This window comes from Nocardia transvalensis NBRC 15921, from assembly GCF_000308875.1.
Classification (GTDB): Bacteria; Actinomycetota; Actinomycetes; order Mycobacteriales; family Mycobacteriaceae; genus Nocardia; species Nocardia transvalensis.
Genome location: NZ_BAGL01000059.1, coordinates 41,172 through 64,225 on the forward strand (window position 1 = coordinate 41,172; position 23,054 = coordinate 64,225).

General features: G+C 70.5%; 23 protein-coding genes. 12 read left to right on the forward strand and 11 right to left on the reverse strand.

The features are described from left to right. The first annotated feature begins 151 nt into the window (after positions 1-151). Genes ON41_RS20030 through ON41_RS20035 form a run of 3 tightly spaced genes read left to right on the forward strand, consistent with a single transcriptional unit; the run spans position 152 to position 2,132 of the window. Positions 152-964 (forward strand): SigB/SigF/SigG family RNA polymerase sigma factor, encoded by an 813-nt coding sequence (locus tag ON41_RS20030; RefSeq protein ID WP_040749222.1) that lies wholly within the window; start codon positions 152-154, stop codon positions 962-964. A 43-nt stretch (positions 965-1,007) separates the two neighbouring features. Next, entirely contained in the window at positions 1,008-1,151 is a 144-nt protein-coding gene (locus ON41_RS41685) for a hypothetical protein (protein WP_157185552.1), read from the forward strand. 15 nt (positions 1,152-1,166) lie between these two features. After that, the gene (locus ON41_RS20035; protein WP_040749223.1) at positions 1,167-2,132 is read left to right on the forward strand and encodes a TIGR03557 family F420-dependent LLM class oxidoreductase; all 966 of its coding nucleotides are present in this window, start codon (positions 1,167-1,169) and stop codon (positions 2,130-2,132) included. 14 nt (positions 2,133-2,146) lie between these two features. Here ON41_RS20035 and ON41_RS20040 read toward each other — a convergent pair whose 3' ends face one another. Next, positions 2,147-3,700 carry an ArnT family glycosyltransferase gene (locus ON41_RS20040; RefSeq protein WP_051161966.1) on the reverse strand — a complete coding sequence of 518 codons (1,554 nt, stop codon included), beginning with the start codon at positions 3,698-3,700 and terminating at the stop codon, positions 2,147-2,149. Between the two features lie 158 nt (positions 3,701-3,858). Between ON41_RS20040 and ON41_RS20045 the strand changes: the two genes are divergently transcribed. Then, the gene (locus ON41_RS20045; RefSeq protein WP_040749224.1) at positions 3,859-4,788 is read left to right on the forward strand and encodes a hypothetical protein; all 930 of its coding nucleotides are present in this window, start codon (positions 3,859-3,861) and stop codon (positions 4,786-4,788) included. Between the two features lie 3 nt (positions 4,789-4,791). Here the strand turns inward: ON41_RS20045 and ON41_RS20050 are convergent, their stop codons facing one another. Then, entirely contained in the window at positions 4,792-6,342 is a 1,551-nt protein-coding gene (locus ON41_RS20050) for a PucR family transcriptional regulator (RefSeq protein WP_040749225.1), read from the reverse strand. Positions 6,343-6,639: 297 nt separating this feature from the next. Here ON41_RS20050 and ON41_RS20055 point away from each other — a divergent pair, with 297 nt between their 5' ends. The 6 genes from ON41_RS20055 (at position 6,640) to ON41_RS20080 (ending at position 10,044) form a co-directional block, all read left to right on the forward strand. After that, entirely contained in the window at positions 6,640-6,828 is a 189-nt protein-coding gene (locus ON41_RS20055) for a hypothetical protein (RefSeq protein ID WP_040749226.1), read from the forward strand. 78 nt (positions 6,829-6,906) lie between these two features. After that, entirely contained in the window at positions 6,907-7,473 is a 567-nt protein-coding gene (locus ON41_RS20060; RefSeq protein ID WP_051161969.1) for an RNA polymerase sigma factor, read from the forward strand. Next, positions 7,470-8,150 carry a Rieske (2Fe-2S) protein gene (locus ON41_RS20065; protein ID WP_040749228.1) on the forward strand — a complete coding sequence of 227 codons (681 nt, stop codon included), beginning with the start codon at positions 7,470-7,472 and terminating at the stop codon, positions 8,148-8,150. Before ON41_RS20060 ends, ON41_RS20065 begins: the two co-directional genes overlap by 4 nt. Positions 8,151-8,282: 132 nt before the next feature. Next, entirely contained in the window at positions 8,283-8,687 is a 405-nt protein-coding gene (locus ON41_RS20070; protein ID WP_169336499.1) for a cupredoxin domain-containing protein, read from the forward strand. A gap of 44 nt (positions 8,688-8,731) precedes the next feature. Next, positions 8,732-9,634 carry a metallophosphoesterase family protein gene (locus ON41_RS20075; protein ID WP_040749282.1) on the forward strand — a complete coding sequence of 301 codons (903 nt, stop codon included), beginning with the start codon at positions 8,732-8,734 and terminating at the stop codon, positions 9,632-9,634. Beyond that, complete coding sequence (locus tag ON41_RS20080; RefSeq protein WP_040749230.1) at positions 9,631-10,044, forward strand: hypothetical protein; 414 nt, start codon at positions 9,631-9,633, stop codon at positions 10,042-10,044. The genes ON41_RS20075 and ON41_RS20080 overlap by 4 nt, the downstream gene beginning before the upstream one ends. Here ON41_RS20080 and ON41_RS43450 read toward each other — a convergent pair. Together ON41_RS43450 and ON41_RS20085 are read right to left on the reverse strand one after the other, a co-directional pair. After that, positions 10,008-10,136 carry a hypothetical protein gene (locus tag ON41_RS43450; protein ID WP_276325743.1) on the reverse strand — a complete coding sequence of 43 codons (129 nt, stop codon included), beginning with the start codon at positions 10,134-10,136 and terminating at the stop codon, positions 10,008-10,010. The genes ON41_RS20080 and ON41_RS43450 overlap by 37 nt on opposite strands. A 66-nt stretch (positions 10,137-10,202) precedes the next feature. Beyond that, entirely contained in the window at positions 10,203-10,991 is a 789-nt protein-coding gene (locus tag ON41_RS20085) for an SDR family NAD(P)-dependent oxidoreductase (RefSeq protein ID WP_040749283.1), read from the reverse strand. Between the two features lie 283 nt (positions 10,992-11,274). Here ON41_RS20085 and ON41_RS20090 point away from each other — a divergent pair, with 283 nt between their 5' ends. Continuing rightward, positions 11,275-12,066, forward strand: coding sequence for an SDR family oxidoreductase (locus ON41_RS20090; protein WP_063709919.1), 792 nt, complete (start codon positions 11,275-11,277; stop codon positions 12,064-12,066). Positions 12,067-12,082: 16 nt separating this feature from the next. Here ON41_RS20090 and ON41_RS20095 read toward each other — a convergent pair whose 3' ends face one another. The 6 genes from ON41_RS20095 to ON41_RS20120 all read right to left on the reverse strand — a co-directional run bounded on the left by ON41_RS20095 (position 12,083) and on the right by ON41_RS20120 (position 19,240). Next, positions 12,083-13,420: an oxygenase MpaB family protein gene (locus tag ON41_RS20095; RefSeq protein ID WP_040749231.1), complete on the reverse strand. Its 1,338-nt coding sequence runs from the start codon at positions 13,418-13,420 to the stop codon at positions 12,083-12,085. 100 nt (positions 13,421-13,520) lie between these two features. Further along, positions 13,521-14,468 carry an erythromycin esterase family protein gene (locus ON41_RS20100; protein ID WP_040749232.1) on the reverse strand — a complete coding sequence of 316 codons (948 nt, stop codon included), beginning with the start codon at positions 14,466-14,468 and terminating at the stop codon, positions 13,521-13,523. 46 nt (positions 14,469-14,514) lie between these two features. Next, the gene (gene ligA, locus ON41_RS20105; protein ID WP_040749233.1) at positions 14,515-16,506 is read right to left on the reverse strand and encodes an NAD-dependent DNA ligase LigA; all 1,992 of its coding nucleotides are present in this window, start codon (positions 16,504-16,506) and stop codon (positions 14,515-14,517) included. An 11-nt stretch (positions 16,507-16,517) separates the two neighbouring features. Continuing rightward, positions 16,518-17,450, reverse strand: coding sequence for a YihY/virulence factor BrkB family protein (locus ON41_RS20110; RefSeq protein WP_085995731.1), 933 nt, complete (start codon positions 17,448-17,450; stop codon positions 16,518-16,520). Between the two features lie 21 nt (positions 17,451-17,471). Next, complete coding sequence (locus ON41_RS20115; protein ID WP_040749234.1) at positions 17,472-18,782, reverse strand: MFS transporter; 1,311 nt, start codon at positions 18,780-18,782, stop codon at positions 17,472-17,474. 83 nt (positions 18,783-18,865) lie between these two features. Beyond that, positions 18,866-19,240 carry a hypothetical protein gene (locus ON41_RS20120; RefSeq protein ID WP_040749235.1) on the reverse strand — a complete coding sequence of 125 codons (375 nt, stop codon included), beginning with the start codon at positions 19,238-19,240 and terminating at the stop codon, positions 18,866-18,868. 280 nt (positions 19,241-19,520) lie between these two features. On the opposite strand from ON41_RS20120, the gene ON41_RS39185 reads away from it, so the two are divergent. Further along, complete coding sequence (locus tag ON41_RS39185; protein ID WP_051161976.1) at positions 19,521-20,432, forward strand: hypothetical protein; 912 nt, start codon at positions 19,521-19,523, stop codon at positions 20,430-20,432. Positions 20,433-20,444: 12 nt separating this feature from the next. Here the strand turns inward: ON41_RS39185 and ON41_RS20130 are convergent, their stop codons facing one another. Beyond that, positions 20,445-22,997 carry an ATP-binding protein gene (locus ON41_RS20130; protein ID WP_157185553.1) on the reverse strand — a complete coding sequence of 851 codons (2,553 nt, stop codon included), beginning with the start codon at positions 22,995-22,997 and terminating at the stop codon, positions 20,445-20,447. Between the last annotated feature and the right edge of the window lie 57 nt (positions 22,998-23,054).

Below are 23,054 nucleotides of genomic sequence, written 5' to 3' on the forward strand. Positions count from 1 at the left end.
CGCCTACCCGGCTCCGAGCCGGTGAAACACGCCCTGACCGGGTCGCACCGGTGAGGCACTTCACCCCGCCCGCGGACGGTTGAGATCCCGGCGTGCGGGTAGCCGCAGATCGAGTCAGAAGTTCGACCGACCCTCGTCGAGAGGTGCGACCATGATCAGAACCTCGGACCCTCCCACGCGGGAGGTCGCCTCCCGCGCCCGTCGCGGGCACGATCCCTACGACGGCATCGAACCCGAATTCGAACGACTCGCCCGCCTGGATCCCGACGATCCCCGCTACCGGCGCCTGCGCGACGACATCATCGTGCGGTGCCTGCCGCTCGCGGACCACATCGCGCGCCGGTTCTCCGGACGCGGGATGGACTACGACGATCTGCTGCAGGTCGCGCGTGAGGGCCTCCTCGGCGCCGTCGACCGCTTCGATCCGCACCGCGGGCCGACGTTCGTCGCCTTCGCGGTTCCCACCGTCATGGGCACGGTGCGGCGCTACTTCCGCGACCAGAGCTGGACGCTGCACGTGCCCCGCGGCACCAAGGAAATTCAGCAGCGCATCACGGCGATCATCCCCGACCTGGCGCAGCGGCTGAACCGGATGCCCGGGGCTCACGACCTCGCCGAGGCTCTCGACACCGACCTCGAACAGATCGTCCAGGCGCTGGTCGCGTCGGACTGCTACCGCGCCGAATCCCTGGACACCCCCGCCGACCCGGGCCGCTCCTCGGCGACCGCGGGCGACCTCTACGGCTCCGACGAGCCCTGCTACCACCTGCTCGAGGAGGCGATGACCGTGCAACCGCTCATCGACGCCCTCCCCGATCCGGACCGGACCATCCTGGTCGAGCGGTACTTCGGTGACCGCACCCAGGCCGATATCGGGACCGAATTCGGGGTGTCGCAGATGCAGGTCCACCGCATTCTCACCCGTACCCTGCGCAGCCTCCGCGAGCAGGCCCTCGCCGCCTGAGCGGCGGACGCTGCCCCGGACAACGTGGAAAGGTTTGGCATTCATGGCATTTCAGGACATCATCGCGCAGCTCCGCCAGGACATCACGACCGCCGAGGACGCGGGCGACGAACAGGCCGCGACGCGGCTGCGCGGCGAACTCGACAAGGCATTGCGTGAAGGAGATCGGAACCCGGACGACCTATGACCCGAGGAGGTTGCGGTGCAGATCGGATACAAGCTGGCAGCGGAGGCATTCGGGCCCGCGGAGTTGATCCGCCAGGCGACGCTCGCCGAGCGAGCGGGATTCGACTTCGTCGAGATCAGTGACCACTACCATCCCTGGCTGGACAATCAGGGCCACTCCCCCTTCGCGTGGACCGTCCTGGGCGCCATCGCCGCGCGCACCGAAACCCTCGGGCTCGCAACGGGAGTCACGTGCCCGACGGTCCGGTACCACCCCGCGATCATCGCGCAGGCCGCGGCGACGCTGGCGCTGATCTCCGAGGGCCGGTTCACGCTCGGGGTCGGGTCCGGTGAGCGGCTGAACGAGCATGTCGTGGGCGACGGATTCCCGGAGTCGGTCCACGGGCGGCACCGCCTGTTGCGGGAGGCCCTGGAGATCATCCGGCTGCTGTGGCGCGGCGGATACCAGTCCTACCGGGGCGACTACCTGCAACTGTCGGATGCGCGGGTCTTCGATCTGCCCGACGAGCCGCCGCCGATCGCGGTCGCCGCCGGTGGTCCCGGCGCCGCGCGGCTCGCCGCCGATCTGGGCGACGGCCTGTTCGCGACGGAACCGTCCGCCGAGACCGTCCGGCAGTACCACGAATCCGGCGGCGCCGGACCCCGCTACGCCGAGGTGCCGGTCGCCTGGGCGCCGGACGCCACGACCGCCGCCCGCGCGGCGCTCGACACCTCGCGGTGGGCGGTCACCGGGTGGAAGGTGATGAGCGAACTACCCAATCCGGTCAACTTCGCCGCGGCCACCGAGACCGTCCGCGAGGAGGACATCCGCCGCCAATTCACCTGCGGCACAGACACCTCCGACTACCTGAACGCCGCCCGGACCTTCCTCGACGCCGGCTTCGACCGCCTCGTCTTCCAGAACGCGGGCCCCGACCCGGACGGCTTCCTCGACTTCTACCGCACCGAACTCGCCCCCGAACTCACGAAGGTGGCCGTCTGAGGGTCGACGCGCCGTCACGTGCCGTGTTCGACGCGCAGGGTCATCAGGTCGGGCCAGGTCTGCGACCACGGTCGGACGGGGCCGGTGCAGTACCACACCCGGATGCCGTGGTTCACGCCCTGGAATCCGGTGGGGTCGTCGAGGCGGGCCACCGGGATCGCCGAGACGAAGTGTGCCGACAGCGATTCCGCGAGGCTGTCGCCGCCGACGTAGAGCACTCGCGTCGCGGTGTCCGGCGGCGGCCCGAAGTAGCCGTAGCCGCGGCTCGGGCTGTACACCGGTGGCAGCGGGGCGCGCGAAAGCACATCGAGCGCGCTCGCCTGCCAGTAGTTCTGCGTGACGACGACGGCCTCGGAGCGCTCGCCGGCGGGCAGCGCCGCGGCGGCACGCTCGACGGTCTCGACGAGTTGCGGCCACCCGCGCAGGCCGAAGAACTGTGCGCGAACCGCCATGTCGCCGTTGCGGACACTGGGCGTGTGCAGCCACGATCCCGGTAGCGGGAGAACGCACACCGCGGCCACGACGACGGCCGCGCCGGCCACGAGATACGCCGACAGCGCCGGCCGGACCCACCCCCGGCGCTCCCCACCCGTCAGGAAGACCGCGGCCGTAGCGAAGAAGACCGCGAACCCGTCACCCAGATAGTAGGGACGCAGGCCCGCCACCAAGACCGCGAGCAGCGGCAGCACACCCAGAGGGAGCAGGAAGCGATAGGGCCGCAGCCCCGGCGCCCGGGCCACCGCCCAGATCCCGATCAGCAGCAGGATCCCGCCAGGACCCGTGGTCAGGACCAATTCCCTGATCTCCGAGACGAACCGGTCGTCGACCATGGTGGTCTGCTCCGCTCGGATGGCCGCGTTCATCGCGACCTGTGGCCAGCCGTGCCCGGCCTGCCACAGCAGCGCCGGCACCGCCGAGACGGCCAGGATCGCGGAACCGGCCCACACCGCGGGCCGGCGCAGCGCCTCCCGCGGCCCCCAGAGCAGCACGCCGAGCCCGAGCAGCACCCAGGCGGCCACCACCAGCCACTTCACCTGGAAGTCCACCGCCGCCACCACACCCGCCGCGAGCAGCAGCGCGTCCCGGCGCACGCGGACCCACCGGATCACCAGCCAGCAGGCCAGCGAGATCAGCGCGGCGTCGTAGGCGAAGGTGCTGATCGCCGCCGACTGCTGCACCGCGAACGGCGTACAGGTGTAGCCCAGGGCGGCGATCAGCTGCGCCGCCCGGCCACCGCCGAGTTCACGGGCCACGAGTGCGGCCAGCACGACGGTCGCGACCGTCAGGCCGACCATCGGAAGACGAAGCAGCACGGCCGAACCCGGCGCGACCAGGTCCGACAGATACGCCTGCAGCGGCACCAGCGGCCCTTGGTCGGCATAGCTCCACGACGGCCGCCGCCCGGCCGGAACGAGATACAGTTCGTCGCCCCAGAGCGGATACCGCCCGAGCCGCACGGTGAGGAGCACGGCCAGAAATCCGGCGAGAATCGAGAGTTCGCGCCACGCGAGTGGCGGCGGTGTGGCGGGCGCCGGGGAGAATTCCCGGGCGTGCTGGACGGCGCGCACGAAATAGTATGTTAGTCAAGCGAATCGGATTTACCCACGCTCTCTTCTCACAGCAATTCCGGACCGCCGTGGTGATTTCGGACATTCGCCCTCGATATCCGGGACGGCCCCGCGCGCTGCGTTATGATCCGGACGGCCCTGAGGGAGGGAACAATTCGATGATTCGGCGGATCGCCGTGATCGCGGCGCTGATGCTCACCGCGGTCGCCTGCCAGGACGACGCGCAGAACCGACCGGCCCCTCCCGCGGCGGGCGCACCGCACGCGGATACGCTGAACCGGTTGCGCGACACCGATATCTGCGCGCTGCTACCGCGCGCGGAACTGGCAGCCCTGGGTCAGGTCACCGCGGTCGGCACCGACCGGTTGTACGGGTGCCAGGCGAAGATCGGGACGGACCCTCGCGCGGCGGGCCGGGTGAATTGGGTCGTGCGCGCCCTAGACGACGTCGGGATGAGCAAGGGCGCCACTGCCACGGTCGACGGGATGACCGTGAGCCTGCTGGGCGACCGGGATGTCGTGTCGCAGCAGGAGGTCGCCGGATCGTCGATCCGGTTGTGCACGGCCTACGCGCAGCTGCCCACCGGCGGATCGATGGAGCTGTCGGTCACCATTCCGCCCGGCGCCGAACCGTGCCCGGTCGCGCAGAAAATGGTCGCGACCGCGCTCACGCAATGGAAACGCGCTCCGCGAGTGGGCGATTCGCCCGATACCGTGCGCACGGCGGTTACCGGCGCCGATCCGTGCGCGGTACTGCCGAAGCTGCCGACTGCGATCCCGGGCGATACACAATGGGTCGATCGTTGCTGGTTCCGGCTCGACGACGATTCCGTCTACATCGAGTACGGCCATTCCACCGACCGCGAATTCGAGAACTACGAGCGCGTGGACATCGCTGGGCGCCAGGTATTCCGGATATCCGCGGGCCCGAATATCGCGTACAAGGTCCGGGTCGGCCCCACCTTCGATCCGGCCGCCGACGACTACGAATTCCTGAACGTGCCCGCCGTGACGATCAACGGAACGAAACAGGAGACGCTCGAACGAATTACCACCGAGGTGCTGGCGCTGTTCCCCGGCCAGTACTGACCCTCACCCCAGCACCGGCTCGTCGGGCAGGCGGACCGACAGGGCGATCAGCACGGCGATGCGCTTGCGCGGATCGCCGAGACCCAGATCGACGATCCGGCCCATCTGCTTGATGCGGTTGCGCACGGTATTGGGATGGACACCGAGCGCCGCCGCGGCCGCCGCCGAATCACCCTGCGCCTCCAGCCACGCCTTCAACGTCGGGAGAAAATGCGTGTCGTTGCGGTCGTCGTGGACCGCCAATCGCGCGACCGGGCCCCGCGACGGCATCCGGCCGCTGGAGGCCACGGATTTCAGCCGCTGGATCAGCACCCGATCCCACGCGGTGTCGTAGCACACCGGCGCCTCGTCCGCGGAGTTCATGTGCAGCGCCATGCACTCGTCGGCCTCCCGGCGGCTCGCCTGCACCTCGCGCACGTTCGCGACCCCGCCGACGCCCGCGAAAACCCGGACGTGCGAGGGCAGTCCGGCCGCCAGATCGCGGACCCACCGGAAGGCCGGCTCGGGATCGTCGCCCGCGGGAAGCACGGTGTAGACGGTATTGCCGAACAGCGTGCTGCGGCCGATCCGGGACCAGCCGAAACCCGTCGTGGCCCGCTCGAACGCGAGCAGGATCCCGGCGTGCCGCTCGAGTTCGGTATGGGCCTGCAGGGCGATGACGCGCAGATGTTCGGCGGGGATACCCAGTTTCCCGACGGCGGCCTCCGCATCGGCGCTGCCCTCGATCAGCTGGATCACCAGTTCCGATTCGACCTGCCGCTCGAGATCGGCGCTGACGCGCGAGCGCAGCAGATGCAGCGCCACCGTATGGGCGCCGTCCCGCAGAATCCGCGCGCGGGTGCCCGCCAGGGCCTCGTCGCACGAGATCCACAGCGAACCGAGCAGCTCGCGCCCCGCCCGCACGGCCACCACCGTCCGGCCGCGGAAACCGTATTCGGGGGTCGGCCGGACGTGGATCGGCGCATCGCTGCGGGCCAGATGCTTGAAGACGCCCTGCTGTTCGAGCAGGGCGCGCACGTGATCCGGCGTCCGCCGCCCGAGGATGGTGTCCAGCCGGACCGGATCCATATCGCGCGGCGTACTCGAGTACGCCATCACCCGGAACAGCTCGTCCTGGATCGTCACCGGCGCGTCGAGCGCGGCCGCGATGGTGTCGGCCAGGGCGAACAGGTCGCTCGGGCCCCGCCCCGACTCGGTCTCCCGGCCCTCGAGCACCAGCCCGTAGACGACCGAGGCGATCTGACTCCAGGACACCGCCGGATCGCTGAGCAGCAGCGCGGTCCCGGCGGCCGCCAGCCGCTCGAGCAGCGCACGAGCCGGCTGCTCGGTGGTGCGGGCGATGACGACCGTGGCCCGCGTCTCGGCCGCCAGCGCGACCGCGTGGGTGAGATCCGCGATGCCCACGGCGAGGAAGACGTCGCCGACGGCCGAATTCGGCCGGATCGGATCGTAGACGGTCACGCTGTAGAGCTCGATGTCGCGCGCCGCCGTCGCCCCGTACAGGCGGGTGCCGTGCCTGCTCAGGATGTTGATCAGGCGATCCAATTTCACCATCGGTAACCGACCGCAACTCCAGAGAATCCGACAATCCGTACACAGTGCTGTGCGGCGCCGACAATGATACATCGTCAAGTTGTGGCCGACGGACACTCCGTGCCGCTGGACGATGGGCCACCCTGAACGGGCAGGAGGCACATATGCCGTGTCATGTGCCCCGACGTTATGAGGGTTGGAATGTTTTCGTCGCATCTGCCGGAGATTGCCGTGGTCGCCGCAGCGTGCTCGTATCTGGTGTGGATGGTGGTGTCCTCGAGACACTCGTCCCGGCGCCGGTGTGGACTCTGCGGGCATATGTACTACACCCATGATCCGGTCACCGGGGACTGTCGCGGCCGGGGCGGCAACGACCTCGGCCGCACCACCGACGACTGGACCTACTGCGTCTACGATATGCGTTGTCGCTGCCGAGGATTCGTCGAGGAACCGATGATCGATCTCGAGGGCCTGGACGACCCCGCGGAGCAACGCCGCCGCCGATGACGCACGGCCCCCGTGTAACCCGGCTCCCTATCTGAGTGTGAACGCGGTGGCCGTGGGTGCGCCCGAAAGGCGGTCGGGATGGTGGCGAGGTCGAGATCCGGTCCGCGGGGGCCCGCGGCGTCCGGCGGCGGCCGGGAGTTGCGGCTGGTCTCCGGGGCCGGCTACGCGGGCTGGGAGGACGTGTACCGCGACAATGCCGGCTGGGTGTACGCGCTGATGTTCGAGAAGGTCGGCAACCGGCCGGACGCGGAGGATCTCACCGCCGAGGTGTTCACGGCGGCGTTGAAACCGCTGCGGATCTCGGCGACCGTGCCGGAGGTCCGCGCCTACCTGCGCACCACCGCCCGCACCGTGCTCGCCGGGCACTGGCGCGCCACGCTGGGCCGGGAGATCACGGTCATCGAGGACGACATCCCCGACACTCCGCCCGCGCGGCAGGAGGATTCGGGCAGCGCCGCACGCGCACGCGCCGTGCTCGACCGGCTGCCGGAGCGCTACCGGCGGATCCTGGAGTTGCGGTTCCTGCACGGGATGCCGGTGCGCGAGGCCGCGAACGCCCTCGGTGTCACCGTGGCGAATGCGAAGGTGTTGCAGCACCGGGCATTACAGGCGGCGGCCCGGCTGAGCGAGGAGGGTCTCCCATGACCGAGCGCGATGTCGAGCGGTACGTCGAGGATCTGCTGGCCGGGCGGCGGCCGCGCGGGTTCCGGCCGGACGACGCCGAGGCCGAGGAGCTGCGCGCGGCCATCGGCCTGCGCGCCGCCCGGCTCGGCAGCGATGCGCCCAGCGAAGAGTTCCTGAGCGGGCTGCACCGGCGGCTCGCGGACGAAACGGGCAGCGGCCCAGTCGAATCCGGCTCCCGCACCACACGGCGGGTGGTGCTGATCGGGTCGTCGGTCGCCGCCGCGGCCGCCGCCGGGGGCGTGATCGACCATGCCCTCGTGACGGGCACCGGCGCGGGCGAGCCGGCCGCGCAGGAGCGGATGACGCCCAACAACGGGACCTGGCGGGCCGTCGCGGCCACCGCCGATCTGCCCGAGGGCGGCACCCTGCCGTTCGACACCGGCACCGTGACCGGATTCGTGCGGCGGCAGGGCGGGGTCGCGGTGGCGGTGTCCGGCGTGTGCACCCATCAGGGATGCAAACTGTGGCTGGACGCCCCGGCCGACCGGCTGCGCTGCCCGTGCCATTCGACCTCCTTCACCACCGCCGGTCAGGTCGTCACCCACCAGCTGCCCATCGCCCCGGCGCCGCTGCCGGAGCTGCGGGTGCGCGAGATCGACGGCGCCATAGAGGTTTTCGTTCCGGCAGAGCACGCCTGATCGTGTAACCCCGGCCGCTATCTGCTGGTGACGGCCCGCACCGCGGGCCACCGGATGGAAGCCGGATCGATGAGACGATTCCCTGGATACCGGGCGGCAGCCGCCGTCGCGGCGGCACTGACCGTTCTGACAATGAGCGCCTGCGGCGGCGGAACACCGTCCGCCCCAAGCGATTCCGCACCCACACCCGTCTTCGGCTCGGGCACCGTCGGCATGGCGCCGGACGGTGCGCCCCCGATGACCACCATGCCGGGTATGGCGGCACCGCAGGGCCCCGCGCCGGCCGGCCCGAACGCGGTGAGTATCGACAACTTCGCGTTCGCGCCGCAGACGCTGACGGTGCGCGCCGGAACCACGGTCACCTGGACCAATCACGACGAGGAGCCGCACACCGTCGCCGCGCAGGACGGCGCCTTCCACTCCCCCGGCATGGGCGCCGGCGCGACCTACACGTTCACCTTCACCAAAGCCGGTACCTACCACTACCTCTGCTCGATCCACCCGTTCATGCGCGCCGATGTGGTGGTGACCCCGTGACCGGACGGCGCCCCGAGCACACCGATCCGCGCGACCCGCACACCATGACCCGCCGCCAGCTCATGCGGCACAGCGCCTGGTTCGGCGCGGCCGTCGGACTGGCCGTCGTCGGCGGCGAGGTCGTCTCCCACGTCGCGGGCACAGCGGACGCCGCACCGGAGCGGCCGACCCTGCGGTTCGCGCAGATCAGCGACAGCCACATCGGATTCCAGGGCACCGCCAACCCGGATGTGACCGGCACCTTCACCGAGGCCATCGGGCAGGTCAACGCGCTCGGCTACCGGCCCGACTTCGTCGTCCACACCGGCGATCTCACCCATCTGGCGACTCCGGAACAGTTCGACCAGGTCCGGCAGATGATGACCGGGCTGTCCACGCCGCACATCTTCACCGTGCCCGGTGAGCACGACGCGACCGACGATGCGGGACAACGCTATCGGGCCGCCTTCGGCCAGGGCGCGTCCGGGGACGGCTGGTACAGCTTCGATATCGCGGGCGTGCACGTCATCGGGCTGGTGAACACCCTCAACCTGCGCACCCTCGGGCATCTCGGGGCCGATCAGCTCGAGTTCGTCCGCAAGGACGTCGCGGGGCTCACCGACGACACCCCGATCATCGTCTTCAGCCATATCCCGCTGTTCGCGATGTATCCCCAATGGGGTTGGGGCACAGACGATGCCGCGCAGGCGCTGAGCTATCTGCGGCGGTTCTCGTCGGTCACGTGCCTCAACGGCCATGTGCACCAGCTGTTCACCAAGACCGAGGGCAATATCACCTTCTACAGCGGGACCACGACGGCCTACCCGCTGCCGCGTCCGGGCGACGGTCCGGCGCCGAAGCCGGTCACGCTGCCCGCGGGGAAGTTGCACGACGCGCTGGGCATCCGCGAGGTCACCTACCGGAAGGGCCAGCGGCAGCTCGCGATCAAGGACGAGGTGCTCGGATGACGAGCAGGACAATGCTTTTCGGTCTCGCCCCGCGGATCGCGCTGTCCGCGAGCCTCGCCGTCGGCGGCTACGTCCACGCGGACCTCTATACCCACGGATACCGCTGGATACCAGGCATCGGCCCGTCGTTCCTGATCCAGTCCGCCGCGTCCTTCGCCCTGGCCGCGGTCGTCCTCGCCGGTCCCTGGACGCTGCGGGTGGCCGCCGCCGGTCTCGCCCTCGGCACCCTGGCCGCCTTCGTCGCGTCCCGCACCACAGGCGTGTTCGGATTCACCGAGACGGGCTGGAATCCGGCGCCGCAGGCGGCCCTGAGCGTGACGGCCGAGGTGGTGACGCTCCTGCTGTGCGCCGTCGGCCTCCTGCGTCACCTCCGTCATCGAGCGTCGAGCGACCGCGCGGCCTCGGTATAGCGGCGGGCGAGGGTGGCGGCGGCGTCCCCGGACCCGTCCGCGGCGGCGTGGTCGAAGCGCAGCACCTCGCGGGCGTGGACGGCGGCGCTCACCGCCATCAGCACCGCGCTGTCGGCCGGTGGAGTCGCGGGCCGCTCGACGATCGTCGTCCGGAAGGGTTACGGCAGGATCGAATCGACGTAGCCGCCGTCGACGCGGAGGGCACCGCCGGTCGTCGCCGACGCGAACGGCGAGCTGAGGTAGACGACCATATGGGCGATCTCCTCGGGCTCGATCAGCCGTTGGATCAGCGATTGCGGCCGGTGCGCGCGCATGAACTCGCGCTGGGCCTCGTCCCAGGGCAGCGACCGGTCCACCAGCTGGTAGACGAAATCCTCCACCCCGGCGGTGTGGGTCGGGCCCGCGATGACCGAGTTCACCGTGACGCCCGTGCCCGCCGCGTCCTTGGCGAATCCGCGCGACAGCGCCAGCAGCGCGGTCTTGGAGACGCCGTAGTGGATCATCTCCTCGGGGATCACCACCGCCGAATCGCTGGCGATCTGGAGCGCGCGCCCCCAGCCCCGGTCGATCATGCCGGGCAGGTAGGTGCGGATCAGCCGCGCCGCCGACAGCACGTTGACCTCGAAGTAGGTGCGCCACAGCTCGTCGGTGACCTCCCGCGCCGGGACCGCCCCGAAGATCCCGAGGTTGTTCACCAGGATGTCGACGGCGGGCAGTTCGTCCAGCAGGCCCGCCACCCCGTCGGCCGTCGTGACATCGGCGGTGACACCGAACGCGTCGCCGCCCGCGTCGCGCAACCCGGATACCGCGGCCTCGACGCGGTCACGGGTGCGCCCGTTGACGGCCACCCGGGCCCCGCTGCCCGCCAGCCCGCTCGCGATGGCCAGCCCGATTCCCTGCGTCGAGCCGGTGACGAGCGCGGTCTTCCCGGTCAGGTCGATCTTCACGAGCAACACCCCTTCTCGGTTGGGCGGCCACGACGGCGCGCCGCCTCGAACGGTCGACTGCGGTACCCGGAAAACCCTACGCGCGCCCTGCCCTGCCTCCGCCGCAGACTCGCTCCGCCCGGCGGCAACCTCGGGATCCGGCAGACGATCGGCGGGCCTGAATGCGTTGGCACACAGAGGTTTCGGCCGTATCCCGGAGACGCACGCACGGGGTGGGGCATAGGGTGGCGGTGCGCCCGGTGGCGGGCAGGCAGTGTTTCCAGCGGGACAGAGGTGAGGCGCGATGACAGCGCAGGCGGGTTTCTCCGGCCGGACCTACGTGGTCACCGGCTCGGCCTCCGGTATCGGCGCGGCAACCGCCGCGCTGCTCCGCGAGCGTGGCGCCACGGTCATCGGCTGCGATCTCGACGACGCCGAGATCCGGGCCGACCTGTCGACCGCGGACGGCCGCCGCTCACTGATCGACCAGGCGAGCGCGTACGAGCGCATCGACGCCGTCCTGGCGATCGCCGGCGGCGGCAGAACCGGTCTGCTGGAGACGAACTACTTCGGCGCGGTGGCGACTCTGGAGGGTCTGCGACCGCTGCTGGCGCGGAGCCCCGCACCGCGCGCGCTGGCCGTATCCTCCACCTCGTCGCTGGCGCCGGCGGACGACCGCATCATGCAGGCCTGCCTCGACGGCGACGAGGCCACCGCGGTCGCGCTTCTCGCGGCGGACCCCACGGCCGGGGGCGCCGTCGGTGGTTACGGCATCGCCAAACGGGCATTGAATCGCTGGGTGCGCAGGGCCGCGCCGACCGCCGAGTGGGCGGGCGCGGGTATCGCCCTCAATATCGTGGCGTCGGGTGTGGTCGACACCCCCGCGGCCGCGTGGATCTTCGCCGACGACGAGATCAGCGCGGCCGTCGAAACCGCGGCGCCGCAACCGTTCGGCGGATTTCCGGGCCGTCCGGAATGGGTCGCGGAACTCGTCTGCTGGCTCACCTCCGCCGAGAACCGGTTCGTCACCGGGCAGGTCGTCTTCGCCGATGGCGGGTCGGAGGTCGCCGCGGTCGGCGACCACCACTGGCGGTAGGCGCCGCGCGGGACGCTCAGTGATCCGCGGCCTCGCGATCGCGCGCCGACGGGTAGGTGTGGGCGTCGGTGGTGTACTCGGCATTGCCGTAGGTGGCGAGGCGCCGCTCGACGACGCGCGTCGTGTAGGCGTCGACCGCGCGCCGCAGTGCCGGACGCCGGCCCGCGGCGTTCACGGCGAGGAAGCGGCCCAGGATGAACGGCGCCGTGAGGCCGACGCGCACGGCGTCGCCCACGCCGAACGTGACGCTCATCGCCGCGGCGGCCTTGCGGTTGCCGCCGCAGAATCCCAGGAAGAAGGCCCTGCTCCAGCTGCGCTCGACGGCATCGGCGGCGCGGTCGAACCACGTCCGGCCCGGCCGCAGATAGGCGTCCATGGTGGAGCGGACGAGCGCGCCGCAGGTGGCGTCGTCGAATCCGTCGCGCAGCATCGCGGCCCGCGCGTGGAACACCTCGACGATGCCGTCGGCGGTGGTGGGCAGCAATTCCTCGGGCAGGCCCAGCAGGAAGCAGCGGTACCGGCCGATCTCGAGCATCGCCCGCTCCCCGCGCGAGAATTCGGTGCGGCCGCGGCGAGTGGCGTTCACGGCGAGCAGATACATGTTGATCAGCCCGGCGGGCATCTGGTCGACCTGCGGGACGGGGATGCCGTACACGCCGATATCCCACCGCTCGGAACGGTGTAATGCGTTGTAGCGCACCATCGAATGCATGAGGCGCACCATGGCCGCGGCCTCGAAACCCGGCCCGTGGCGTTCCAGGGCGTGCGGCAGGGTGGTCACCGCGAAGAAGGTCGCCGTCTCGTTGACCCGCCGCTCGGCGCGGCGGCCCGACAGCGCACCGGTCAGGGCCATCGGCAGTGCGGCATAGGTGTTGAGGAAGGTCGCGAGGAAGGCCCCGCGCGTCAGGAACGGCGACAGGAACGCCGCGCCCACCCGCAGGTGCCGCGCGCCCTCCTCGACCAGGTCCATATCGACCCAGTCCGGCGTGGCCTCCATCGCGCCGATGAACGCCCGCAACTCGTCCGGAGCGTCCCGCACGGAATCCACGCCCGCTCGGCAGGCCTGGTGCAGCATGCCGATCAGACCCTGGACGCCGTACTTCCCCACCAGCGACGCGTACGGGTCGGCCACCACGTCGCCGAGCATGGTCGCGGTGCGCATCAGCTCGACGACCCGGTCGTCGGCGAGGATCGGACCGCGGTCGGCGACCCACTCCGGCAGCGACGACCGGTCGGCCGGATCGGTGGTGAAGCGGTACGGGGACGCGTCGAAATCGACCTCGCCGTAGAGATCCGGCTGCAACTCGCGCTGGGCGCGCACCCGCTGCGCGAGTTCGGGGTAGTGGACCGCCATCGGATACCTCGACTTTCGACCCGCCGGCCGGCGACCGACTTCTGGCAACAACCTCTACCAGAAATGTACCTTCTGGCAAGGCTCTCTGCCAGACTCGACCCTAGGCGCCGGCCAGGGGTTCGAGGAGGCGCGCCGGGCGCACCTGCCGATGGTGGACGATCATGTCGAACCATTCGGTGATCCGGCCGCCCGCCAGGTGATGCGCGGCATCGTCGGCGGGGTCGTAGACCGGCCCGATCAGGCGAGTCTTGGCGGGAAGGTCCAGCCACGACGGAGGCGCCCCGCGCAGATCCAGGAGGTAGGCGTCCAGGTCCGTACGCCCGAGCGCCGCGTCGACGAATTCCGGTGGCGGCGCGGGATAGGAGTGCTGCCCCTCGCCGTGATCGAACATCAACGCCATCGACAGGTACCCGTTACCGAAGCGCTCCCGGAAATAGCTCCCGGCACTGCGGTGCGCGACCCGCCGATCGGCCAGGAGTACGGTCCGGGCCTTCCCGTTCACGGTATGCGCCATTCCGCCCCAGTAGACCACCTTGTCGCCGGTGCGCTCGTGCCACCGGATCACGTTGTCGGCCAGCAGTTTCTCGATCCGGCCGAGGTCGTCGGGTCGCGTCGGGGTGTGCCGGGCCGGCTCGGTGTCGTGCACGATCCGGACGGGGTCGCCCGGATGCCGCACGTTGTACTCGCGCAGATAGGTGACCACATCCAGGAGTTCCTGTGTCCGCCAGAACGACCGGGCCCCGGCCATCAGCGCCCGCGGATCACCGGCCCCGGTCCTGACGTAGTCGTCCACCGCGACGCCGGCCGCGTCGTCACCCTCGAGCGCCAGCGCCCGGAATCCCAAATCCTCCACCAGAACCCGCAGCACCCGATGCGCGGTCACCGACAGTTCGCGAGTGTCCCGCGCCGCCGCGCCGAGCCCGACGACCACCGCCGCCCGCGCTCCCTCCCGCAACGGCGCCAGATCATCGAGCGCCTCGCCGAATTCCCTCGCCCGCAACGGATGAGCGTGCCGGCGAATCCAGTCGGTATCAGGTTCTGTCGTCATGCCGACAACTCTGGTACCTGAACCATAGTTCAGGTCAAGTAAGGCGTCAGATGATATTGGCGGCGATCAGGAGGGTCCAGATCTCGCCCTGGTCCACGACCTCGACGCCGAATTTCTCCGCCTTGGCCAGTTTGGCGTCGCCCACTCCCGCACCCGTGATGAGGAGGTCGGTGCTGGCCGAGACCGATGAGGCCGCCGTGGCGCCCGCCTTCTCGCACAGGCGCTGGAAGGTGGGGCGGGCGACCTTCTCGCCCGAGCGCGGATCGCTGATGGCGCCGGTGATCACGACCGTTTTGCCTGCCAGGGGAGCGCCGGCCGCGACCACGGGCGGTAGGTCCTCCTCGCGCACGTCCAGGTCGACGCCCGCGGCCCGCAGCCGTTCCAGTTCGGGACGCAGACGGGTGAGGTGTTCGACCAGGGAGGCGGCGACCTTGGGGCCGATGTCCTCCACCGCCACCAGCCGCTCCTCGCCCGCGTCGGCGACCTCCTCCAGCGAGCCGAAGCCCGACCGGGCCAGGCGTGCGGCGGTGCCGTCGGAAGCCATCGGGATCGCCAGGCCGATCAGCGCGCGGCGCAGGCCGACCTGACGACTGGCGTCGATCGACTCGATCATGCGGGTCGCCGAGACCTCGCCGATGCGATCGAATTCGAGCAGCCGCTCCTTGGTGAGCGTGTAGAAGTCCGACGGGCGCTCCAGGATGCCCGCCTCGGCCAGGCGCTCGATCCACACCTGCCCGATGGCGTCGATATCCGCCGCTGCCCGCGACGCCCAGTGGACGAGCCGGCGCACGGTCTGCGCGGGACAGGAGACGTTGGTGCAGAACAGTTCCCGGCTGTTGCCCTGTTCGGTCACGGGCTGCGCGCAGGAGGGGCAGGCGGTGGGCGGCACGATCTCGAGTTCCTCGCCCGTGCGCCGGGACGCGTCGAGCACGCCCGCCACGAACGGGATCACATCGCCCGCGCGACGCACCAGCACGGTGTCGCCGACCTTGATGTCGCGGGCGCGGATCACCTCCTGATTGGCGAGCGTCGCCTTCGTGACCGTCGTGCCGCCCACGAACACCGGCTTCAGCCACGCGACCGGGACGATCTTGCCCGTCTTGCCGACATCCCAGACCACCTCGGTCAGCAATGTGGTCTTCTCCTCGGCGGCGAATTTGAACGCCAGCGCGCCGCGCGGGGAGTTCGACCGGGTTCCGGCCGCCGCGTAGGCGTCGCGGTCGGCCAGCCGCAGCACCGCGCCGTCGATGTCGTAGTCCAGGTCGTTGCGGCCCTCTTCGATCGCGGTGATCTCCGCCTGCGCCCGCTCGGCGTCGGCGCAGTGCCGCATCCGCGCGCCCGCGATGCCCAGCGCCCGCAGCCCCTCCTCCAGGTCGACCGCGGCGCCGCCCGCGGAACTGTCCAGGTCGAAACCGAAGAACCGCAGGCGCCGCTCGGCGACCGTGGCCGGATCCTTGGCCCGCAGCGTGCCCGCGGCGGCATTGCGCGGATTGATCAGCGGCTTGTCCGGATGCGCGGTGTTGTAGGCGGCGAAGGTGGACCGCAGCATCACCGCCTCGCCCCGCACCTCCACCCGGCCCGGCACCTCGATCCGCTCGGGAACGCCGTCGACCAGCGCGCGGACCAGCATGGTCACATCGTCGCCGGTGGTGCCGTCGCCCCGGGTCACCGCGCGCAGCAGCCGCCCCTCCTCGAACACCAGGGCCAGGGACAACCCGTCGAGCTTCGGCATCACCACCACCGACTGGCCGGGGAAGCGATCGAAGAACGCCGCGACCTGCTCGGGCTTGGTCGCCTTCTCCAGCGACAGCATCGGGCGCGAATGCCGGATCGGGGCGTGCAGCACCGCGGGCGCGCCGACCTGCTCGAGCGGGTTCGGATCCGGCGCCAGCTCGGGATGCGCGGCGATCAGGTCGCGCAGTTCGTCCTCGACGGCGTCGTACTCGGCGTCGGCGACGAGCGGCGAGCCCTGATAGTAGGCGTCACGCAGCACCACGACGCGGTCCGCGAGCTCCTGGATACGTTCCCCTGTTTCCACAGGACCAGACGCTACCGACCACCACCGACACCCAGGGGACGATCGCCCGTGTCGAGCCGCTCGGATGCGGGCACGCCCGGTCGCCGGAGCTGTCGCTGACGGGAGATCTGGGCGTCCACGGCGGCGCCGAGCAGGACGGCGAAGTTGGTCAGCCACAGCCACACCAGGAAGATCACCGCCGCGGCCAGGGAACCGTAGACGCGATTGAACGAACCGAAATGCGACGCGTACACCGACAACCCCGCGGATCCGGCGATCCAGACCACCACCGCGAACAGGCTGCCCGGAGTCACCCAGCGCAGCCGCTGACCCGCGACATTCGGCGCCGCCCAATACAACAGCGCCAGTGTGACACTCACCAGCAGCGCCAGCACCGGCCACTTCACGTACGACCACACCACCAGGCCCGCCGAACCGACGCCGAGCAGCCGACCCACATGCGCCGCCACCTCGGGAGTCACCACGAAACCCAGCACGGTCACCACGATCGCGATCACCATCGCGAGACCGAGCGCGAACCGCAACGGCAACGTCGTCTTGATCGACCGCTTCTCCTCCACCCCGTACAGCGCGTTCGCCGCGCGGATGAACGCACCCAGATACGTCGATACCGTCCACACCGCCGACAACAGCGCCACCACCGTCATCGGCCACGACAACGACCGGACCGACTGCAGATGGTGGATCGAATCCGCCAGCAGCGCCGTCCCGTCACCGGGCCCGAGCCGCCCCGCCGCGCCCGCCAGCGAATCGGCCGGCTCCGGACCGGCCAGGCTGAGCACCACGATCGCGATCAGCAGGGCCGGGAACACCGACAGCATGCTGTAGTAGGTCAACGCCGCCGCCCAGTCGGACAACTGGTCCGACCAGGCCGTGCGCACGGTGCGCCATACGACCCGGACCTCGGCTCGCCGCAGCATCCGGTAGGAAATCGAGCTGTCCATCCTGTTACCCACTCACCCCTGTTACCCACTCACCGCCGGGATCTCGTCGGTGGACGGCACATCGGTGCCGCGCAGGGAGGCGCCGGCCGTCTCGCGCAGGAACAGCCACGCGACGAGACCGATCAGGCAGGCGCCGATCATGTAGAAGGCGGGAAACAGGTGCCATTCGGTCCGGTCGATGACCCATTCGTTGATCAGCGGCGCGGTACCGCCGAAGACGGCGGTCGACACGTTGTAGCCCAGGGCGAATCCGGCGTAGCGCACCTGCGTCGGGAAGATCGCCGGGAAGGTCGCGGAGATGGTGGACAGCTGCGGCACGTACAGCAGGCCCAGGACGACGAATCCGAGGACGGCCCAGCCCAATCCCTGCCCCATCAGCCAGTACATCGGCACCGACAGCAGGGCGAGCGCGATCAGCGAGAACAGCCACATCGGCCGCCTCCCCACCCGGTCGGAGACGCCGCCCGAGATCGGCAGCACCAGGGCCATCACCAGCTGCCCGATCAGCACCATCGCGGTGGACTGCGCGTCGCCGAGATCGATGGTGGTGTGCAGGTAGGTGGGCATGTACGCCAGCAGCGTGTAGTTGACGACGTTGAGCGCGACGACCAGCCCGGCCATGGTGAGCAGTTCGCGCTTGTAGCCCTTCATCAGCTCCAGCAGGCCCGTCCTGGGCTGTTCCTGCGCGGCGACCTCGGTGAACACGGGCGATTCGTCGAGCTTGCTCCGCAGGTACCAGCCCACCAGGCCCAGCGGCACGGCCAGCAGGAACGGGATGCGCCAGCCCCACTGGGCCATCTGGGTGTCGTCGAGCAGCACCTGCATCAGCAAGACGACCGCCGAGCCGCCGGCCAGACCGCACAAGGTGCCGAACTCCAGGAAGCTGCCCAGGAAACCGCGGCGCTTGTCGTCCACGGATTCGGCGAGATATGTTGCGGCGCCGCCGTATTCGCCGCCGGTGGAGAAGCCCTGCACCACCCGGAGAGTGATCAGCAGGATGGGCGCGGCCACGCCGATGCTGGCGTGACTCGGTATCAATCCGATGAGCCCGCTCGCCGCGGCCATCAGCAGGATGGTGGTGGCCAGCACGGCCTTGCGGCCGATCTTGTCGCCGAGCGGGCCCCACACCATGCCGCCGAGCGGGCGCAGCACGAACGAGATGGCGAATCCCAGCAAGGTGCCCAATGTGCCCAGCGTGCCGGGAAAGAAGGCGTCCGTCAGGTAGGTCGCGGTCGCGGCGTACGCGCCGTAGTCGTACCACTCGGTGGCGTTACCCAAGGCGGCCGCGGCGACCGACCGCCCCTGCCGCGGCTGAGATTCCACGCTGGCCACGGATGCTCCTCTCCCCGGCAAACGACCCGCTTACTACGGCAGCATCCCGCTTGGTGCCGTGTGGAAGCAAGGGCGACTCGCGGTCAGGGCAGAACCTGGGGAACCACCTCCGGATTGGTGGCGCCGACAATGGCGCCGATGACGCCGCCGACCAGCGACCCGATGGTGGTAGCCGCCGAACCGGTGACCGATCCGGTCGCCAAGCCGACCGCCGAACCGACGGCCGAACCGATCGAGCCGCCCACGGAGGAACCGTTCAGCACCGGGTCGGGGATCAGGGCGTTGGGGTTGGTAGCGACATCGTCGCTCTCCAGCGGAATGCCGGCGACGGGTTCGGCGGCCCGGCCGGTCGCTCCGGTGTCCGCGGCGGCGACCCCGGCGAACACCGCCGTCGCGACCACCGGCAGCGCCGCGACAACCAGTACACGACGTGTTGTGACCAGCGTGTTTCGAACCATTCTGTCCTCACCTTCCACGCGGCGCGATCACGCACCGTCCTTACCCGAGAGTCGGCCAGAGTACAGTCGCCCCCCTCCCTCGTCTCGACGATGCTGTGGGACAAGCGAACTCGTCACCACATCGACGCGAACGGGTGACACACGGGTGATTTCGCCGTTCGATTACCTAAGGGATACCGATGCGGTCCGGCGCTCCGGCGACAACGATGACCAGCGATTCACGGGGGAGGTCCGGTACTCGGGATCCGCACGGTCACAGCGAATTCGGAGACGAGGAACAGTGGAACAACCACACAGCGGCCCGGCGGCCGGGTCCGTGCTGCCGCAGACCTGGTACTGCGTGCACTGCGGGGGAACGCCCGCCGCACCGGTCACCATCCGGGGCCATCGAGGCCGACTGCTGTGGATGACGTTCCTGCACAGAACCGGCCCGTTCTGCCGGAACTGCGGTCTCGCGGTCTACCGGCGGATGACCCTGGAGAACGTCTGGCTGGGCTGGTGGGGGCCGTTCTCGATGTTCATCAACGCGGCGACGATGCTGTTCAATGTGCTGACCTACCGGGAGATCGCCCGGCTGGCGCCGCCGATTCCGGGCATGCCGGGTCAGCCGCTGGATCCGGGGAAGCCGCTGTTCCGCAGGCCCGCGGCGATCGGTTTCGTCATTCCGGCCGCCGTGGCGTCCTTGGCGATAGCGCTGATCGCGACGAATGCCACCTCGAGCAGTGCGACGAGTACCTCGTCGTCCTCCGCGACTTCGGCGGAAACCCTGGCCATCGACCTCACCGGCCTCTGCCGGACCCTGTCCACCGAAATCCCCGAACCCGAGCGGCTCGGCCCGATCACCTACGCCGACAAGCGGTCCGCGCAGACCTGCACGTGGGACAGCGACACCAGATACGTCCTCGTCGAGGTGCAGGCCACCGACGACGCCGCGTCCGACTACCGGGCACGGACGAAATGGATGGCCTCCTCGGGATCCGGCGGCGCGCGTCTCGAAGACGTTCCCGGCCTTGGTGATCGCGCGTCCGCCGCGCAGTCCAAGCATTACGCCGACACCGGCGCCGCGGTGGTGGTGCAGGCGGGACACCTCACCACCCAGGTCACCTGGACCGGTCAGGGCGTCTCCTATGCGGACGCCGAGCAGCAAGCGATCGTGGTCGCCCGCCGAGCGCTCGAACTCGCGAAGAAGTAGCCCACCGGAACCTCAGCCGTCGCGGCGCGGGTTCGTGGCGCTGCGGGTGCGACGGGCGGCCTCCGCCCGCACCTCGGTGCGGCGCTCCTCGGGGAGGAAGCGGACGATGTCGCGGCGCGAGGGCGCGGTCAGCTTGTGCAGGATGGCGGCCATCTGAGTGTGCACCGTCCGCACCGACGTGGCGCGGCGGGCGGCGATCGCCTTGTCCGTCCAGCCCGCGGCGGCCAGGATCGCCACGCGCTGTTCGGATTCCGACAGGCCGGTCCAGCGCGTGGCGCCGGGTTCGCCGGAACGATCCGAGCGCCGCTCGGTGTGCGCGTCGCTGACGCCGAGCGCCACCCGCTGTAATCCGTCGCGCCGCAGGGGCAGTCGCATACCCTCCTCGTGCGCGGCGGTGAACGTCTCGTAGCCGAGCAGGTCGCGGGCCATATCGGTGACGCGCGCGATCCGTTCGGCGAGATCCGCGGGGCCTTGGATGTCGATGCCGAAACTGGCGCGCAGGGTGCGCATGGCGCCGGTGAGGCGGGCGATCTCGGTGGCGTCGGCCAGCCGGCCGTCCCGATCCGTGTCCCCCCGATCGGCGAGGGTTCGGGCCAGCGCCCACACCCGCAGCACCACGGCCCAGACCAGGCCCCATTGATCACCGGCCGCCACCAGGTAGGACGCCGAGCGCGTGATGAGCGCCGAGGCGCGGGCGCCGTCGCCCCGCCCGATCACGAGCACGGCCTCGATCAGCTCTCCCCAGGCGGCGGTCCACTGCGATCCCGCCGCGACGGCGCGCTCCCCGCACTCCCGGATGAGCCGTTCCGCTCGTTCGGCGGTGTCCAGCAAGGCCGCCGCGGCCATCAGCGACAGATCGCAGCGCGCCGCGAAACCCGGCGCACCGTCGCGCCGGAACTTCTCCCGGGCGCGGGTCAGCACGGCGACGGCCGCGACGTCCTGGCGGACCAGCCACAGCTCGCAGCCCCAGACGAATTCGACGGCGGCCGGGAGTCCGATATCGGTGCGCGCCGTCTCGCGCCAGCGCCCGCGATCGCCCGGATCGAGTGCGCAGGCGTCGACGCAGCGGTCCAGCAACTGCTCGGCATCGTCGTGCAGGCCCTGCCGCAACGCGATCCACACCAGCGCGGCCGCGGCCTGAATCCGCAGTCTCTCCGGCGGTTCGGGCAGCGCGGCGGTGGCCGTCAGCCCGCGTTCGGTCCAGACCCGGGCCTGCCGCAGCGAGGCCGTATACGCCGCGGGGAGGGCCTGCAGGCCGACGCAGATCTCCAGCCCGAGCACCGTATCGGCGGGTGTGCGGAAGCTCGCGCGAATCGCCATCAGCACATCGGGCCAGGCCGACCGTACCCAGCGCATCAACTCCGCCTCGCGGGGACCGAACCAGTGCGCCGCGACATCGGCGACCCGGTCGCGGTAATACCGCAGGTGCCGGCCCACGGGATCGCCCGCCACCTCGGAAGGGCGCTGCCGCAACCGTTCTCGCGCGAAGACCTGCAAGGACTCCAGCAGCGAATACCGCACCGACGTCTCCACGGTGTGGACCGATACCAGCGACCGTTCCACCAGCCGATGCAGCAGGGCGCGAATCTCGGTGCGCGCCAACCCGTCATCGGAACAGACGGCCTCGATCGCGGCCAGGTCGACGCCGACGTTCACGTCGGTGGCGCCGGCGTCCTCGGCGCGGACCGCGCTGCCCGGCGCGAAGACCGACATCCGCTCGAACAGCAGGCGTTCGTCGTCGCCGCACAGGTCGTACGACCACGCGATCGCGTCGCCGATGCCGCGATGACGTTCCTCCGCGCCGACCCGCGGCGTCCGCGGCCATCGCAGCCGCTGATCGGCCTCGTCCGCACCGTCCAGCTCGTCCAGGACCACCCGCAGCGGGCGGCGCACCAACTGCGCCGCGGCCAGCCGGATGTACAGCGGATTGTCGTGCAGGTGTTCGCAGATCGCGCTCACCGTCTCGAGCTGATCGTCGGCGACCGGGCGCCCGGCCAGTTCGGCGCGACCGCGGAACAACTCCAGCGCGGCCCGGCGCGGCAACGGCGGGACCGACACCTCGCACTCCCCCGCGAGGCCGAGCGCCTCGCGGCTCGTCGCGCCCACGATCAAGCCCGGCCGCGCGGCCAGCAAGCTGCCGACGACGGCGGCGACCGCGCCCCGCACATGCTCACAGTTGTCCAGGACCAGCAGCGGCCGCGATCCGCGCGGCGCCGTCTCGGCGTCGACGAGGGCTTCCACGAGAACCTCCCACGACGGCCGTCCCGAGGAATCCGCGCCCACCACCGTGCGGGCGATCTCCTCCTCGATCGCCGCCCGGTCGGCGTCCTTCGCCAGCCGCGCCAGGCGTATCCACCACACCGGCCGCCGCGTGGCCTTGTGGTACCGGCGGGCGGCCTCCGCCGCCAGCTGCGTCTTCCCGATCCCGCCCGGCCCGGTCAACGTGACCAGCCGCGCGGTCCGCATCACCAGCGCCAGCACCCGGTCCAACTCGACGTCCCGGCCAAGCAGCCCACCGGCCACGACGGGCGGACCGGCCGGCTGCCGCCCCATCCCTTCGCTCATCCCGTACCCCCTGTGCACGTCCCCGACCACCCGCTACCGCCGGCACTGCCGCAACGT

What these genes read in the sequence shown, in the direction of transcription:
- ON41_RS20030 (WP_040749222.1), top strand. Translation starts at nt 152, where the DNA reads ATGATCAGAACCTCGGACCCTCCCACGCGGGAGGTCGCCTCCCGCGCC.
- ON41_RS41685 (WP_157185552.1), top strand. Translation starts at nt 1,008, where the DNA reads ATGGCATTTCAGGACATCATCGCGCAGCTCCGCCAGGACATCACGACC.
- ON41_RS20045 (WP_040749224.1), top strand. Translation starts at nt 3,859, where the DNA reads ATGATTCGGCGGATCGCCGTGATCGCGGCGCTGATGCTCACCGCGGTC.
- ON41_RS20050 (WP_040749225.1), bottom strand. Translation starts at nt 6,342, where the DNA reads ATGGTGAAATTGGATCGCCTGATCAACATCCTGAGCAGGCACGGCACC.
- ON41_RS20055 (WP_040749226.1), top strand. Translation starts at nt 6,640, where the DNA reads ATGTACTACACCCATGATCCGGTCACCGGGGACTGTCGCGGCCGGGGC.
- ON41_RS20060 (WP_051161969.1), top strand. Translation starts at nt 6,907, where the DNA reads ATGGTGGCGAGGTCGAGATCCGGTCCGCGGGGGCCCGCGGCGTCCGGC.
- ON41_RS20065 (WP_040749228.1), top strand. Translation starts at nt 7,470, where the DNA reads ATGACCGAGCGCGATGTCGAGCGGTACGTCGAGGATCTGCTGGCCGGG.
- ON41_RS20070 (WP_169336499.1), top strand. Translation starts at nt 8,283, where the DNA reads ATGAGCGCCTGCGGCGGCGGAACACCGTCCGCCCCAAGCGATTCCGCA.
- ON41_RS20075 (WP_040749282.1), top strand. Translation starts at nt 8,732, where the DNA reads ATGACCCGCCGCCAGCTCATGCGGCACAGCGCCTGGTTCGGCGCGGCC.
- ON41_RS20080 (WP_040749230.1), top strand. Translation starts at nt 9,631, where the DNA reads ATGACGAGCAGGACAATGCTTTTCGGTCTCGCCCCGCGGATCGCGCTG.
- ON41_RS20090 (WP_063709919.1), top strand. Translation starts at nt 11,275, where the DNA reads ATGACAGCGCAGGCGGGTTTCTCCGGCCGGACCTACGTGGTCACCGGC.
- ON41_RS20095 (WP_040749231.1), bottom strand. Translation starts at nt 13,420, where the DNA reads ATGGCGGTCCACTACCCCGAACTCGCGCAGCGGGTGCGCGCCCAGCGC.
- ON41_RS20100 (WP_040749232.1), bottom strand. Translation starts at nt 14,468, where the DNA reads ATGACGACAGAACCTGATACCGACTGGATTCGCCGGCACGCTCATCCG.
- ON41_RS20110 (WP_085995731.1), bottom strand. Translation starts at nt 17,450, where the DNA reads ATGGACAGCTCGATTTCCTACCGGATGCTGCGGCGAGCCGAGGTCCGG.
- ON41_RS20120 (WP_040749235.1), bottom strand. Translation starts at nt 19,240, where the DNA reads ATGGTTCGAAACACGCTGGTCACAACACGTCGTGTACTGGTTGTCGCG.
- ON41_RS20130 (WP_157185553.1), bottom strand. Translation starts at nt 22,997, where the DNA reads ATGAGCGAAGGGATGGGGCGGCAGCCGGCCGGTCCGCCCGTCGTGGCC.